Annotated in this window: 13 protein-coding genes; 2 read left to right on the top strand and 11 right to left on the bottom strand. The window is 42.8% G+C overall.

Annotated features, from left to right (window positions below; all coding sequences use genetic code 11):
- Window positions 1–12 precede the first annotated feature (12 nt).
- The gene (gene mnmC / locus G3341_RS07905) at window positions 13–2,064 is read left to right on the top strand and encodes a bifunctional tRNA (5-methylaminomethyl-2-thiouridine)(34)-methyltransferase MnmD/FAD-dependent 5-carboxymethylaminomethyl-2-thiouridine(34) oxidoreductase MnmC (RefSeq protein WP_208852763.1); all 2,052 of its coding nucleotides are present in this window, start codon (window positions 13–15) and stop codon (window positions 2,062–2,064) included.
- 203 nt (window positions 2,065–2,267) lie between these two features.
- On the opposite strand, the gene G3341_RS07900 is transcribed toward mnmC, so the two are convergent.
- The 9 genes from G3341_RS07900 to hutU all read right to left on the bottom strand — a co-directional run bounded on the left by G3341_RS07900 (window position 2,268) and on the right by hutU (window position 11,777).
- Window positions 2,268–2,789, bottom strand: a complete 522-nt coding sequence (locus tag G3341_RS07900) for a GNAT family N-acetyltransferase (protein ID WP_154624011.1) — start codon at window positions 2,787–2,789, stop codon at window positions 2,268–2,270.
- A gap of 58 nt (window positions 2,790–2,847) precedes the next feature.
- Window positions 2,848–3,120, bottom strand: a complete 273-nt coding sequence (locus G3341_RS07895; RefSeq protein ID WP_154624010.1) for a YfcL family protein — start codon at window positions 3,118–3,120, stop codon at window positions 2,848–2,850.
- A gap of 29 nt (window positions 3,121–3,149) precedes the next feature.
- Window positions 3,150–3,698 (bottom strand): elongation factor P hydroxylase, encoded by a 549-nt coding sequence (locus G3341_RS07890; protein WP_154624009.1) that lies wholly within the window; start codon window positions 3,696–3,698, stop codon window positions 3,150–3,152.
- Window positions 3,699–3,714: 16 nt separating this feature from the next.
- Entirely contained in the window at window positions 3,715–4,518 is an 804-nt protein-coding gene (locus G3341_RS07885) for a TSUP family transporter (RefSeq protein ID WP_163861094.1), read from the bottom strand.
- Between the two features lie 177 nt (window positions 4,519–4,695).
- Complete coding sequence (aroC, locus tag G3341_RS07880) at window positions 4,696–5,790, bottom strand: chorismate synthase (RefSeq protein ID WP_154624007.1); 1,095 nt, start codon at window positions 5,788–5,790, stop codon at window positions 4,696–4,698.
- A 74-nt stretch (window positions 5,791–5,864) separates the two neighbouring features.
- Window positions 5,865–6,797: a 50S ribosomal protein L3 N(5)-glutamine methyltransferase gene (gene prmB / locus G3341_RS07875; protein WP_154624006.1), complete on the bottom strand. Its 933-nt coding sequence runs from the start codon at window positions 6,795–6,797 to the stop codon at window positions 5,865–5,867.
- Window positions 6,798–6,954: 157 nt separating this feature from the next.
- Entirely contained in the window at window positions 6,955–8,352 is a 1,398-nt protein-coding gene (locus G3341_RS07870) for an amino acid permease (protein ID WP_154624005.1), read from the bottom strand.
- Window positions 8,353–8,547: 195 nt separating this feature from the next.
- Window positions 8,548–10,080 carry a histidine ammonia-lyase gene (hutH, locus tag G3341_RS07865; protein ID WP_154624004.1) on the bottom strand — a complete coding sequence of 511 codons (1,533 nt, stop codon included), beginning with the start codon at window positions 10,078–10,080 and terminating at the stop codon, window positions 8,548–8,550.
- Window positions 10,081–10,091: 11 nt separating this feature from the next.
- Window positions 10,092–11,777: a urocanate hydratase gene (gene hutU, locus G3341_RS07860; RefSeq protein ID WP_154624003.1), complete on the bottom strand. Its 1,686-nt coding sequence runs from the start codon at window positions 11,775–11,777 to the stop codon at window positions 10,092–10,094.
- A 376-nt stretch (window positions 11,778–12,153) separates the two neighbouring features.
- Between hutU and G3341_RS07855 the strand changes: the two genes are divergently transcribed.
- Window positions 12,154–12,723: a hypothetical protein gene (locus tag G3341_RS07855; protein ID WP_163861089.1), complete on the top strand. Its 570-nt coding sequence runs from the start codon at window positions 12,154–12,156 to the stop codon at window positions 12,721–12,723.
- Between the two features lie 47 nt (window positions 12,724–12,770).
- On the opposite strand, the gene hutC is transcribed toward G3341_RS07855, so the two are convergent.
- The gene (gene hutC / locus G3341_RS07850) at window positions 12,771–13,514 is read right to left on the bottom strand and encodes a histidine utilization repressor (RefSeq protein ID WP_163861087.1); all 744 of its coding nucleotides are present in this window, start codon (window positions 13,512–13,514) and stop codon (window positions 12,771–12,773) included.
- A 566-nt stretch (window positions 13,515–14,080) separates the two neighbouring features.
- A complete protein-coding gene (gene hutI / locus G3341_RS07845; RefSeq protein WP_163861085.1) occupies window positions 14,081–15,319 on the bottom strand; it encodes an imidazolonepropionase in 1,239 nt (412 codons plus the stop codon).
- Window positions 15,320–15,469: the final 150 nt, after the last annotated feature.

Here is a 15,469-nt window from a genome sequence, read left to right as displayed (position 1 = left end):
ACAGGCATGAGTGTGAAAAAGTCGGTAGTAGAAGCAGCCCGCCTTAGCTGGAATGAAGAAGGCACTCCAATTTCAGAACAGTTTGATGATGTCTATTTTTCTAATCAAGATGGCCTTGCAGAAACCCGTTATGTCTTTTTGCAAGGAAATCAATTTCCAAGCCGCTTTGAAACACATCCTTTTGAAACCTGTGTTATCGCTGAAACAGGTTTTGGTACTGGGTTGAACTTTCTCACTTTATGTCAATGTTTTGAACAGTTTAAGTTAAATCATCCTCAAGCAAAGCTACAGCGTTTGCATTTTATTAGCTTTGAAAAATATCCTCTTAGTCGAAAAGACCTTCAAGCCGCACACAGCCCTTGGCCTGAGCTTGCTCCCCTATCAAACATGTTATGTGAACAATGGCCTCAACCTTTACCAGGTAATCAACGTATTGTGTTAAAAAATGGGGAAATCATTCTTGACTTATGGTTTGGTGATGTAAACGAACAATTACCTCGACTTAATTGCAATTTAAACAATAAGATAGATGCTTGGTTTTTAGATGGATTTGCGCCTGCCAAAAATCCACAAATGTGGAGCGAACAACTGTTCACTGCAATGGCTAAATTTGCTCGAGAAGGAGGAACATTTGCCACTTTTACCTCAGCGGGTTTTGTAAAACGAGGTTTACAGCAAGCAGGTTTCACCATAAAAAAAATCAAAGGCTTCGGCCGTAAACGAGAAATGCTGACAGGTAGCTTAACGGCCAAACATGACATAAAAATGACACCTTGGTTTACGCGACAGCCAGCTTCACAACCAACTGATATTGCTATTATTGGTGGCGGGCTCGCCAGTTTGGCAAGCGCATACGCCTTAATCCAACGTGGGGCTAATGTCACTATTTACTGCAAAGATCCACACGTTGCCCAAAATGCATCGGGTAATCGCCAAGGTGCAGTTTATCCTTTGCTTAATGGCCGTGATACCCCATTAGAACGCTTCTTTGTGAGTGCATTTCCATATGCGCATCGCTTTTACCATCATCTTTCGGCATTAGGTCTTCAATTTGATGGGCAGTGGTGTGGCGTCTCTGAACTGGCTTATCATGACAGAAGTCGTCGAAAAATTGACGCGATGCTCCAGACTGATTGGCCAGAGGCATTTGCAGCCGAAAAAACACGCGAGCAATTAAGCGAATTGGCAGGCTTAGACGTCAATCATTCAGGGATCCATTATGCTAATGGGGGCTGGTTATCTCCTGCTCAACTCTGTGATGCCCTTATGCAGTATCTTAATAATAATGGCGTAAAATTTTATTTTAATCATGATATTACACAGTTACAGAACGCTAGTGAAGGTTGGCAATTAACGGCGGAGATCGCGGGTCAACAACAGCAATTTGTGCATCAAACCGTGGTTATTGCTAATGGTCACTTGCTCAATCAATTTCCACAAACTCAGCAATTACCGGTTACCCCCGTCAAAGGGCAAGTCAGCCACATACCAACGACACAGACCCTTAGCCAACTAAATAATGTCTTATGTTACGAAGGCTATTTGACCCCTGTTAATCCAAATAATCTGCAACATTGTATTGGTGCTAGCTACCAACGTGACCAGTTGGATTTTGATTACAGTGAAGCTGACCAACAGGATAATCGCCAAAAACTCATCAATAGTTTAGCCGATGTTAGCTGGCCTGAAGAGGTTGATGTTTCAGGTAAACAGTCTCGTCAAGGGATCCGCTGTGTTATCCGTGACCATATGCCACTGGTGGGCAATATTCCTAACTTTGCACAATTAATGGTGGCCTACGAAAATTTGCCTGAACAGATTAAGCAACAAGCTGACATCCCCCCTGCTCCTGCCTACCCTAGTTTGTTTATGTTAGGGGCATTAGGTTCACGAGGTCTGTCGACGGCGCCTTTATGTGCTGAGTTGCTCGCCGCACAAATTTTTGATGAGCCTTTACCTTTAGATGATGAAACACTCGCGGCTTTACATCCAAACCGCTTTTGGGTCAGAAAGTTACTAAAAGGTCGGGAAGTCAAAGTAGGCAAGCCATCATCTAAACCATAAGCTGCTTTGCTGACAATGAAAATACTGACGACGCCTAAGCGATGCGTTGTCATCAACGTTTAAAGATAACAACGCCAATTGAACAGCGGCTTAATCAGCTATTTGTCTTACTTCAGAAAATTGATGATTAAGCCCATCACGAGATATATTCCACTTCATTCGCGAAAAAACGCTTTAATTCAGTATCCAAACTCACAATATGGTTATATTGATTTCAGGCTCATACGCATCGCACAACGTTCTTCAGCATTAAAGCCCGCTTCAACTTCTTGCGCTAAGATAGCTTTCAATTCCGAATTTAGCTCTGAGGTTTCAATCAAAGAAAACCCTAAGCGCTGATAATATGGCGCATTCCATGGAACGTCGCGGAAAGTGGTTAATGAAACAGATGCAAACTGCTGCTGCAATGCATAATTCAGAACATGAAGAATTAACTTCCGGCCGACTCCCTTGCCTTGCCAAGATTGGCAAACTGACACCTCATTGATATGCAGGCTGTCGGTTAACTTTTCAGCGTTGATAAAACCAATAGGTTGGTCCTCATCATTGACAGCAACCCATTCCATATTCTGTTGAATGTGTGTTAAGTGATCTTGTTCTGACTGTACATCATCAGCGGCAATCCAAGCATATTGGTGATGGTCACGAAATAGTTGCGCAGCCGAGCGTTCAATTTCAGGTAACTTGTTGGCATCAGAAGGTACGGCCTGACGAATAAAAAACATAAAAAACCCTATAAAAAAAGAGGAGTTTCCTCCCCTTTAACAAAAAATGACAAGTCGCTTAACGTACTTCATCAAGTAATGATTTCCACATATCTAACACCAATACCTGATCAGGTGGTGTGAGTTCTCCGCCTTTAATGGCCTGTTGAATACTGGCTTCAACACGCTGATAAAGGGCATCCGCACTACTTTCATTTTCTTGTTCAAGTTCTGCTACAGCAAGGGTTAAATGCCCACGCAAATAGCCACCCGCAAAGAGTTCATCGTCACTCGCGTGTTCGACCATATCATCAATTTTTGTCAGTATGCGTGTTTCAAAATCGGCAAGCATGCTTAATCCTTACTGTCGTTAATCTATCATTAGGCAAAAATGTCTTCCGGATAAGGGAAGGCTTCTGCACAAAGTGGTGGCGTATTGTAAAACGATTGTAATGCGTTCACAAAGCGTAATGGCCTTTCAGGGATACCATTTGCTAAATATTCCATCACTTGGGCATGTACTTTACGCTGGAATGCAATACGGTCAGGTTCGAAATCACCTTCTAAATTATCGCAACTGACGTTAAAAGGGATACCTACCGCCACACAAAACAGCCAATCTAAAGCTTGTGGTTTAATTTCAACAACTTCAAATTCACATTGTGTTTTTTCATCACGGCCATCAGGGCAATACCAATACCCATAATCAACCTGTTGACGCCGTGCTTCACCAGCAATGCACCAATGTGAAATTTCATGTAATGCGCTCGTGAAAAAGCCATGCGCGAACACAATACGGTGATAGGGTGTTTGCTCATCGGCAGGCAAATAAATTGGCTCATCGTCACCTTTCACCAATTTAGTATTATATTCTTTGTAAAAGCATTGTTCGAAAATATCGATCAACTGCTGATAATGGTGTTTACTCATGGAAATTCAAATCATCTTAAAATAACGAAACAACCCAAGCTTTAATGGCATCGCCATGGCTATCATGAAGTAATTTAATACTCATCAACAAGGAGATGATGACTATCATTGGTCGGATCAACTTTTGCCCTTTAGTTAACACCAAACGAGCGCCTAACCTTGCTCCCACCATTTGCCCTACAAGCATAACAAAACCTAAGACCCAAAGAACATGACCTCCGATAATAAAAAATATCAAAGAGCCAAAATTTGAAGCAAAGTTCAATAGCTTAGCATGAGCTGTCGCCTTCGCGAGGTTATAACCTAATAACAATACATAACCTAACGCTAAAAATGATCCTGTACCAGGCCCGAATGCACCATCATAAAAACCGATAGTCATCCCGACAGCAACCCCAAAAACAGGCATACTAATGCGTTGTTTACGATCTTGTGCACCAATAGAAGGTGATAACAGGAAATAAAGACCCACACAGATCACCATAATAGGGAGTAGCTGTTTGAGAAAATCCGTGTTAATCATTTGGATGAGAATCGCACCTAACATGGCGCCGATGATTGTCATGATAAAAGGGAACATCTGCTCTCGCAGATTAATCGCCTTACGCCTTACAAAATAAAGCGTCGATGAAAAAGATCCTCCAACGGCTTGGAGCTTGTTGGTTGCTAGCACTTCAACAGGAGTAATACCAACCGACAATAGTGCAGGTATGGTTAATAAGCCACCACCCCCCGCGATAGAATCAATAAACCCTGCAAACAACGCAACACAAAAAAGTAATAGATAAACTTCAGGTGCAACAACGGTCAGCCAATCCATTTTTTATCCAAATTACAGAATTGCCATGATTGAGATATGTAATATACCCCGCAACACATAACGTATGTTAAGGCTAACAGGGTATCACTGCCCAGATGAGGTATTTTTAAGCAGGCGTCATCCAAACCTTCACATTAAAATAAGGGAGGATATCTCCTCCCTCATACGAATAGGCCATTACAATTCGCTAAATGGTTTCATCGCGGGTACAACATCAGCACACTGGCCACGATGACGTAAATAGTGATCCATTAAAACAATCGCCATCATCGCTTCAGCAATCGGCACCGCACGGATCCCGACACAAGGGTCATGACGGCCTTTCGTGATCATTTCTACCTCTTCACCATCACGATTTAAGGTTTTACCTGCCACTGTAATACTGGAGGTCGGCTTCATCGCAATATGGGCAATGATAGGCTGGCTGCTACTGATACCGCCAAGAATTCCCCCAGCATGATTCGAAGTAAAGCCTTCTCGCGTAATCTCATCACGATTTTCACTGCCTTTTAGGCCGATCACCCCAAACCCATCGCCAATTTCAACCCCTTTAACGGCATTGATGCTCATCAAGGCATGTGCAATATCTGCATCTAGACGGTCAAAGACAGGTTCACCTAAGCCCGCAGGCACATTTTCAGCCACCACCGTGACTTTAGCACCTATGGAATCGCCCTCTTTTTTCAATCCACGCAGAAGCTCATCGAGTGCATCCAGCTGGCTCGGGTCAGGACAGAAAAAAGGATTTTGCTCCACAATTGACCAATCTTTGATTTCGCATTTTACGCTACCCATTTGGGTCAAGCAGCCGCGAATTGTAATACCAAATTTCTCTTGTAAATACTTTTTAGCAATCGCACCTGCTGCAACACGCATCGCTGTTTCGCGAGCAGAAGAGCGCCCACCGCCACGATAATCACGCTGACCATATTTCTGCTCATAGGTATAATCTGCATGCCCCGGTCTGAATACGTCCTTAATGGCACTGTAATCCTGAGAGCGCTGGTCAGTATTTTCAATCAACAGGCCAATACTGGTTCCCGTTGTGATGCCATTAAACACGCCAGACAGAATTTTAACCTGATCAGGCTCGCGGCGTGCTGTCGTGTAACGAGACGTTCCTGGGCGACGACGGTCAAGATCCCCCTGTAAATCCGCTTCTGTCAAGGCGAGTCCTGGTGGTACGCCATCAATGATACACCCCAAGGCTAAGCCGTGAGATTCACCAAATGTCGTCACGCGAAACAGTTGCCCAATTGAATTTCCTGCCATGCCAAATTCCTACTTAATATTCAATGATTGTTATTGTGATGTTGTGATTGATTAGAATGCCGTGCAGGATTCACTTAATCAATATAAAGTTGAAAGTGTGCATGATGCTCAACTAATTGTTCACGAGTTAGCATAAAGACACCATCACCACCATACTCAAACTCTAACCAAATAAATGGGATCTCTGGATATTGTTCAATCAAATGGACCATGCTGTTACCGACTTCGCAAACCAGCACACCATCTTCAGTCAGGAAACGAGGCGCATTAGCTAAGATACGACGAACCAGTTTTAAACCATCACTGCCCGCAGCTAAAGCTAACTCGGGTTCAACACGAAACTCTTCCGGTAAATCATCCATATCCTCAGCATCAACGTAAGGCGGATTGGTCACAATCAAATCATACTTCACGTCTGGCATATCTCTGAATAAATCAGAGCGGATAGGTATAACTCGATGTTCTAAACCATGATTAGCAATATTTTGCTCTGTTACCGCCAGCACATCCGTCGAAATATCAACAGCGTCGACTTCTGCTTCAGGAAATTCATAGGCGCAAGCAATCGCGATACAACCACTACCAGTACACATATCCAGGATAGTTTGAGGTTCATCCGCTAACAACCCAACAAAGTGATTATTGATCAATTCACCGATGGGTGAACGAGGGATTAGCACACGCTCATCCACATAAAATTCGTGACCACAGAACCAAGAGCGATTAGTGAGATAAGCAACTGGAATCCGTTCATTGATGCGACGCAATACACGCTCAACAATACGATGACGCTCCGTCGGAGTCAGGCGCGATGTCAGTAGTTCATCCGGTATATCAAGGGGTAAATAAAGCGTTGGCAATACTAATTGTAACGCCTCATCCCATGCATTATCGGTACCGTGACCATAATAAACATTGGCAGCATTAAAGCGGCTCATTGTCCAACGCAAAATGTCCTGAATGGTATGAAGTTCAGCAACAGCTTCATCAACGAAGATCTTTTCCAAGAAGGGTTTCTCCAGACTGTGTATCGAAAGCCTTCAAGTTTGCCATGAAGTGAGACACAAATCAGCAGATTAATTCAATAAAATAATAAGGAAATGACAAGAAAGAGAATTCACCTGATTAGGCCTCCACTCATGGAGGCCCAAATGAAAACATTCGTTATTCTACCGACTCCGCTTCATAGCGAGTTTGACTGGTGGTTTCAGGTTTTTTCACCCACAGCGCATACGCACCGGCCAAGATGACTAACCAAACAATACCAACATATAAGGCGATACGTGTGTCCTCGAAATAGCCTAATACTCCAAAGATAAACAACATAAATACGATGGCGAGCGCGGGGCCAACCGGCCATAATGGCACAGGAAACTTCAGCTTACTCACCTGCTCCGCTGTCATTTTGCGGCGCATCGCAACTTGTGAAACGAGGATCATCAACCATACCCAAATCGTGGCAAAAGTTGCAATAGAAGCAATAATTAAGAATACTTTTTCTGGGATCAAGTAATTTAATATGACGCCAACGAGCAGTACAAGTGACATAACCAATACTGTCATCCAAGGCACACCATTTTTAGTTAATTTAGTGAACGCTTTCGGAGCTTGGCCTTCATGGGCCATGCCATACATCATACGACCGGCACCAAAAATATCACTGTTAATCGCTGAAATAGCTGCCGTAATCACAACGACGTTCAATATATTCGCGGCAGATGAAATACCTAAACTATCAAAGATTTGAACAAATGGACTGCCCTGCTGCCCGATCTGATTCCAAGGATAGATACACATCAATACAAAGAGGGTTAAAACATAAAATAATAGGATACGAATAGGTACAGCGTTGATTGCTCGAGGGATAGTGACGTCAGGGTTTTTCGCTTCGCTTGCTGTGATACCTATCACTTCAATCCCACCAAAAGCAAACATGACGACTGCAAATGACGCAATCACACCAGCAACCCCATTTGGCATAAAGCCACCGTGCTCAAATAAGTTAGCGATGCCAACAGCATGATCAGAGGCTTGTCCAAAACCAAACAGCATAATCGCCGCACCACCCACGATCATTGCTACAATAGCGACAATTTTAATAATAGAGAGCCAAAACTCCATTTCGCCAAAGACTTTGACATGACATAGATTAATTGCCCCAATAAAACAGATGATACTCAAGACCCAAATCCATTGAGCGACGTCAGGGAACCAGAGTTTCATGTAAAAACCAAAGGCTGTCACGTCAGCCAAACATACAATGAGCATCTCAAAGACGTAAGTCCAACCTGCAAAAAAGCCTGCTCGCGGGCCTAAATAATGACTCGCATATTGAGAGAAAGAGCCCGCGATGGGGTTATGTACGGCCATTTCGCCCAATGCGCGCATCACCATAAAGACCGCGGCACCGCCAATAATATAAGCAATCAGCACCGCAGGACCTGCTGTAGAAATTGCTTTTGCCGAACCATAAAATAAGCCTGTACCAATCGCTGCCCCAAGGGCCATAAACCGGATGTGCCGCGCCGAAAGTCCGCGCGTAAGTTTTGTTGTGCTTTGCATGATTTATCCTTCGTATTATTGTAATAATTGTTTTTAATAATGGTCGTGCAGATAAATACTACAAGCGGTCGATACATTGCCGACCACTTACACTCGCGATGCATCAAGATGTAGCCTTTGAGCAAGACTGCTCTACGGCTTAGGCGGCTACATCCTGAATGATTTAGAGTATATTATTTGCGTGATGTATAAGACTTAATTGGAAAAGAGTGAGCCCTCTGTGAATAACATTGATAATTGGTGTTCAGCGATGAGGTTAATTGCTGCATCGATATCCGGTGAAAAATAGCGATCCTTATCGTAATAAGCGACTTTCTCACGCAAGATCTTACGTGCTTTTTCTAGCGTTTCACTTGACTTTAAGCCGTCACGGAAATCCATGCCTTGACACGCAGACAACCATTCAATGGCTAATATTCCCGTCACGTTTTTCGCCATTTCCCACAAACGACGCCCTGCCGCTGGAGCCATAGACACATGGTCTTCTTGGTTTGCCGAGGTTGGTAAACTATCCACACTTGATGGATGTGCCAATGCTTTGTTTTCACTTGCTAAAGCAGCCGCTGTTACCTGAGCAATCATAAACCCTGAATTAACCCCTCCATTATTCACCAAGAAAGGAGGTAATTGAGACATGTGAGTATCCATCAGTAAAGCAATCCGTCGTTCAGACAACGCACCGATTTCAGCCAGCGCTAGCGCGATATTATCCGCCGCCATCGCCACCGGTTCTGCATGGAAGTTACCACCAGAAATAATATCGCCATTATCTGTAAAGACGAGAGGGTTATCAGAGACCGCATTTGACTCTATGAGGATCACTTCGGCGGCCTGACGAATTTGTGTCAAACATGCGCCCATGACTTGAGGCTGGCAACGTAATGAGTAGGGGTCTTGCACTTTGACACAATTTTCGTGTGATTGAGCCAACTCACTGGTTGGTGTTAAGACATCACGGAACAGCTTCGCCACATCGATTTGCCCTTTCTGACCACGAACCTCATGGACGCGTGCATCAAATGGTTTACGTGACCCCAATGCTGCCTCGACACTCAATGAGCCACACACAATACCACTTAGCAGCAAATTCTCCGCCTCAAATAGCCCCTTTAATGCAAAAGCGGTCGATACCTGAGTACCGTTTAATAACGCTAAACCTTCTTTAGCCTCCAGCTTTAATGGTTTTAGTCCCGCCTTATCAAGAGCCGATTTCGCACTGATCCATTTACCTTGATAATGTGCTTTACCCTCCCCCAATAAAATTAAACTCATATGTGCTAGTGGCGCCAAATCACCCGATGCCCCTACTGAGCCTTTAGCAGGTATAAATGGATAAACTTGGTGGTTCACTAACGCGATCAACGCTTCAATAACCTCTAAGCGAATACCTGAAAAACCACGCGCTAAGCTATTAATCTTTAATACCATAATCAAGCGGACAAGTTCATCATCAAGAGGTTCACCGACACCCGCTGCATGTGACATGACAATTGAACGTTGCAATGATTGCAAATCTTTCGCCGCAATCCGTGTGTTAGCCAACAAGCCAAATCCGGTATTGATGCCATAAGCTGTTTTATCTTCAGCAATAATTTTATTTACCGTTGCCACACTTTTTTCAATTGCCGAATGAGAGCGTTTGTCTAAAGAAACGATGACTTCCTGTGAAAGAACAAGACGCAAATCATTCAATGTCATTTTACCCGGATGAATAGTTAACTTAGTCATTTTGGCACCTCTTAGCGTGTTTTAAGCATCGGTAGATTAAGATTTTTTTCTTGCGCACATTCAATCGCAATATCATAACCTGCATCGGCATGGCGCATAACGCCTGTAGCTGGGTCATTGTGTAGCACTCGGGCAATACGTTCAGCGGCTTCATCTGTACCATCACAGACAATCACAACCCCCGAATGCTGAGAGAAGCCCATACCAACACCACCGCCATGATGTAAAGAAACCCATGTTGCTCCACTTGCTGTATTCAGCAGTGCGTTTAATAGTGGCCAATCCGATACCGCATCTGAGCCATCTTTCATCGCTTCCGTTTCACGGTTTGGACTTGCCACTGAGCCTGAATCAAGGTGGTCACGCCCAATAACAATTGGCGCTGAAACTTCACCATTTCTCACCATTTCATTAAACGCTAAACCTAACTTAGCTCTATCTCCTAAACCCACCCAGCAAATACGTGCGGGTAAACCTTGGAAGCTAATGCGTTCACGCGCCATATCAAGCCAACGGTGCAAATGCTTATCGTCAGATAAAAGTTGTTTAACCTTAGCATCGGTTTTATAGATATCTTCAGGATCACCAGATAGTGCTACCCAACGGAAAGGGCCAATGCCACGACAGAACAACGGGCGAATATAGGCTGGTACAAACCCAGGGAAGTCAAACGCATTTTTGACGCCCATTTCGAGAGCCATTTGACGGATATTGTTGCCATAGTCGAAAGTTGGAATACCTTGCTTTTGAAATGCAAGCATCGCTTTAACATGCTCCGCCATCGATGCTTTCGCAGCTTTTGCGGTACCTTCAGGGTCTTTCACACTACGTTCACGGTACTCATCCCAGCTCATACCCATAGGTAGATAGCCGTTCAAAGGGTCGTGGGCACTCGTTTGGTCTGTCACCATATCAGGGCGAACGCCACGTTTGACTAATTCAGGTAAGACTTCCGCAGCATTAGCACATAAGGCAATAGATACGGCTTTCCCTTCTGACGTATATTGTTTAATACGCGCTAATGCGTCATCCAAATCTGTCGCTTGTTCATCGACATAACCTGTACGTAAACGAAAATCAATGCGACTTTGTTGGCATTCAATGTTCAGTGAGCAAGCTCCCGCAAGCGTCGCAGCTAATGGTTGAGCGCCCCCCATACCACCTAATCCAGCCGTCAATACCCAACGTCCGGTTAAATCACCGTTATAATGCTGGCGCCCTGCCTCAACGAAAGTTTCGTATGTCCCTTGGACAATGCCTTGGCTACCAATATAAATCCAACTCCCTGCGGTCATTTGGCCATACATGGCCAAGCCTTTCGCATCGAGTTCGTTAAAGTGTTCCCAATTCGCCCAATGAGGAACGATATTGGAGTTAGCAATGAGCACTCTAGGTGCATTTTCATGCGTTTTAAAAACGCCCACAGGCTTACCTGATTGTACAAGTAAGGTTTCGTCGTTTTCTAAATTTTTGAGGGTTTCAACAATTTTGTCATAGCACTGCCAGTTACGAGCAGCACGGCCAATGCCACCATATACAACCAGTTCATGTGGATTTTCAGCGACATCAGGATCTAAGTTGTTCATCAGCATGCGTAATGGCGCTTCAGTCAACCAGCTCTTTGCACTAAGAGCGTTACCACGAGGTGCCCTAATATCACCATTCCTGTATTTATTATTTATCGTTGTCACATTCATACCCTCTTCGAAAGATTCAGTTTGTACTGATAATGTCTCCCTATAGATATAGTTGTATATACATGTACAATCAATAATCTTTTTAACATGACCATTAAGAAAAAAAAGATTAAAAAACCCAATTTTTTATTATTTATCAATAACAATGACTAAAACCACCATGTTTAAAACGGTTAATTTTTCTTCTAATTATGCAGCTCAGATCACATTAATTTTACATTTGGTTCACATCATTTGTTTTTCCGCACACGCAATGTCAGTTTTCTTTTTAAAATGCAAAATTATCTAAAGAGACTAACCAATTCAGACTATTTACCTTATCTATGTGTTTAAAATCTCTAAAGATAAAAAATGCACACCTAAATTCGGATAAATCATGGAAAACAACCTATTCGCTCAATTTGCAAAGAGGCAACATGAGACTAATAGTGAGAGGCTAGAGCAATTGACCCAAGAGTTTGCTCATCATTTGAGTGATACTCTATTTTGGATCGCGTCAAAAAAAGTTGGCTCACAAATTAGCTTTGAATTGATTTCAGGGGATAATAGTGACTCTCCCCCCTCCCTATTCGCGTATATGAACAGTGATGGCTCTACGGAATATCCAACAACCATTCTTGATGATATTGAACATCATGGACGTCAATATACGGCGATCCGCGGCAGCTACTTGATTGCCCTTTCACAAAAAATCACCACGACTCTCCACATTTTGGATGAGAATAATGCGTCTATTGTTCTTTCACATGACATGCAACTGAAGTTGCATCAGATCATTAAATCTCTGTGGACAACTGAGACTGAAGTAGACCCACTACCAACAATTCATGCACAGCCCACTGATACGCAACCTGCTTCAAAAAAGCGTTCATGGCTTAAGTTTTTTATTTTCAGTGCAATATTGATAATCGTCTGTGCGACAGGATACTGGCTGTATAGGTATTGATTAACGTGAAGATAGAAAGCAACACAATAATGCGTTGCTTTTTTTAATTAAGATGTGAAGTGCCCTTTTAATTTATAGCGATGTCCTGGAAAGAGCAGTTTAGTGCTGGTGACAACAAAAGATTGAGACCAAGTCCGCCGAGAAATTAACAAACAGGATGATCCCACAGCAATATTCAATAATTTAGCGGCTCGCTCATCGGCCTCAACCGCTTCCACAATATGCTCACCTTCAGTTAAAGGCGCAACCATCGACAGGTAATCATGGGGTGTGATGGTCGTAAAGTTTTGTTGTAAATACTCAGGTGCAGCCAATGCATTGACATATCTATCCTCAATTTGCACCGCAATTTCGTTTTCGTAGTGCACAATGATGGAATGAAATACTGGGGTTTCAGGGGAAATATTCAGTTCACTAGCCAGTGAAATTGAAGCAGGTACCTGCTCTAATTTAATAATTCGACAGCTATAATGATGATTTCTTGCAAGAATTTCAGCTTCAATACTATGGACTTCAAATAATGCCGATTGGCCTTTAGGCTCAGCAACGAAAGTACCTATACCTTGCACGCGGACTAGTAATCCCTCTGCGGTCAGTTCCCTTAATGCACGATTTGCGGTCATGCGGCTACATTCAAACTGTTTGACGAGTTCTGATTCAGAAGGAACGCGATCATTCGCTTGCCATTGCCCTGTATGGATTTTCTCTATGATCAATTGTTTTACTTGCAAGTAGAGTGGGATAGGCGTGTCCCGATTCCCCTTTTTATCGGCTGTCACAATTATTTCCATTTTAAACGTAAAATGCCAAACCCTTCGCGTGTATTTAAAATATAAGCACATGAAATATAAGGGTTACCTTCATACCTTTGGGTTGTACTAACAAACAACACAAATACTGACAGTCGCAAATAAAACTTAATAGTTCCACTCTAATGAGTATGCCTATTAAGATTCAAAAACAGCAATTCATCCTATCTTATAGGCTATTAGTTGCATAATACAAAGTATTGATAATACTCATAACATTAAGCAATAAGAATTTTATTATTTAATAAATCACTTTAAAAATCAAAAATAAGGCTCAGTTTACGCGCTCCATAATGCCGCCTGTTGCTAAGCAGTGGGGAAACCTTATCGATATTGAAATTCCCATTCCCCCACTCATCACCACAACCAGCAACCATCAAGCGAACTGTGATAGTGATTTAATACCTTTCATAACCAACAAATAACGGGATAAATGGACGTTTTTCAACTTATTTTTCAGAATCAATAAAAATAATGTGATGGATATTTCCATTGATACCTTAGTTCATTATTAAATAACCCTTAGCACAATATATCCCGCTGTTTAGTTAGTCATTTTGATGGCTAATTCTTCCTTGATAAACTCGCATATACAAAGGCTGACTCCCCTGCTCATAAATCATTTCAACAGGATCGACAGCATTCCACACGACAAAGTCTGCCTGATAGCCCGTTTTTAATTGTCCATGGCTATCTTCACGACCTAAAGCTTTCGCGGCATGGCAGGTCACGCCAGCCCAAATCTCTTCAGGTGTTAGTCTAAATAAAACGGCTGCCATGTTCATTATCATTCGCAACGATGCAAAAGGGCTTGTTCCTGGGTTAAAGTCTGTCGATACTGCCATGGGAACTTGGTGTTCACGCAATAAGTCTATCGGTGGCAACTTCGTTTCCCTTAAAAAATAAAATGCCCCCGGTAACAATACAGCAACCGTACCACTCTCTTTTAATGCGCGAATTCCTTTAAGATCAAGATATTCAATATGGTCAACTGAAAGCCCTTTAAAACTAGCCACCAATTCGCTGCCACCAAGATTTGATAGCTGCTCAACATGGCCTTTGACTGGAATGCCTAACTTTTGAGCCGCAGAAAATAATTTTTGGCTTTGCTCAAGTGAGAAACCGACACTTTCACAAAATACATCTACCGCTTCAAATAGCCCCTGCTCCCACAACTTAGGCATAATGTCACAACAAATCAGGTCAATATATTCATCTGATTTATCTTTATATTCAGGAGGTACAGTATGTGCTGATAATAGCGTGGAACTCACGGTCACTGGATAGGATTCAGCGAGTTTTTTTGCAACCATCAACTGCTTTTGCTCGCTTTCTAAGTCCAAACCATAGCCTGATTTCATTTCAATTGTCGTCACCCCTTCGCGGATCAAAGCTTCTAAACGCGGCTGTGAGACTTGATATAATTGCTCTTCATTGAGCGACCGTGTTGCCCTAACTGTTGAATTAATTCCACCACCTTGCTGGCTAATCGCTTCATAGGAGACACCATTCATACGTTGTTCCCACTCTGCGGCACGATTACCACCAAAAACAAGATGTGTATGGCAGTCAATTAGCCCTGGCGTCACTAAGCGCCCTTCGAGGTCGATAACCTTCGCATCACGACTATCAAGTTCCCCCTTTGGAACAATTGCAACAATCAAGTTATCTCGCGTCACCATATCGTGATTTTCTAAAAGCCCATACGCCACATTGAGATTCGCATCCATGGTTGCAATACGTCCATTTCGCCAAATAACATCATGAGCAAGTGTTTTAAATGACATAATGAGTCCTATAAGGGTTAGTAATACCTTTTTATATTGATAAAACAATTTGTTATGTTTTCTATGACGTCAATCATGCTTAAATGTGATGATAAAAAGTCTCAGTAACACAACAGCTTGATACAGGTGCTACGCCATTAAATATAGCGT

Origin of the sequence: Providencia vermicola (assembly GCF_010748935.1) — a bacterium.
GTDB classification, from domain to species: Bacteria; Pseudomonadota; Gammaproteobacteria; order Enterobacterales; family Enterobacteriaceae; genus Providencia; species Providencia zhejiangensis.
Note: the sequence above shows the minus strand (reverse complement) of the source record. Positions and strands in the feature narration are given on the sequence as shown.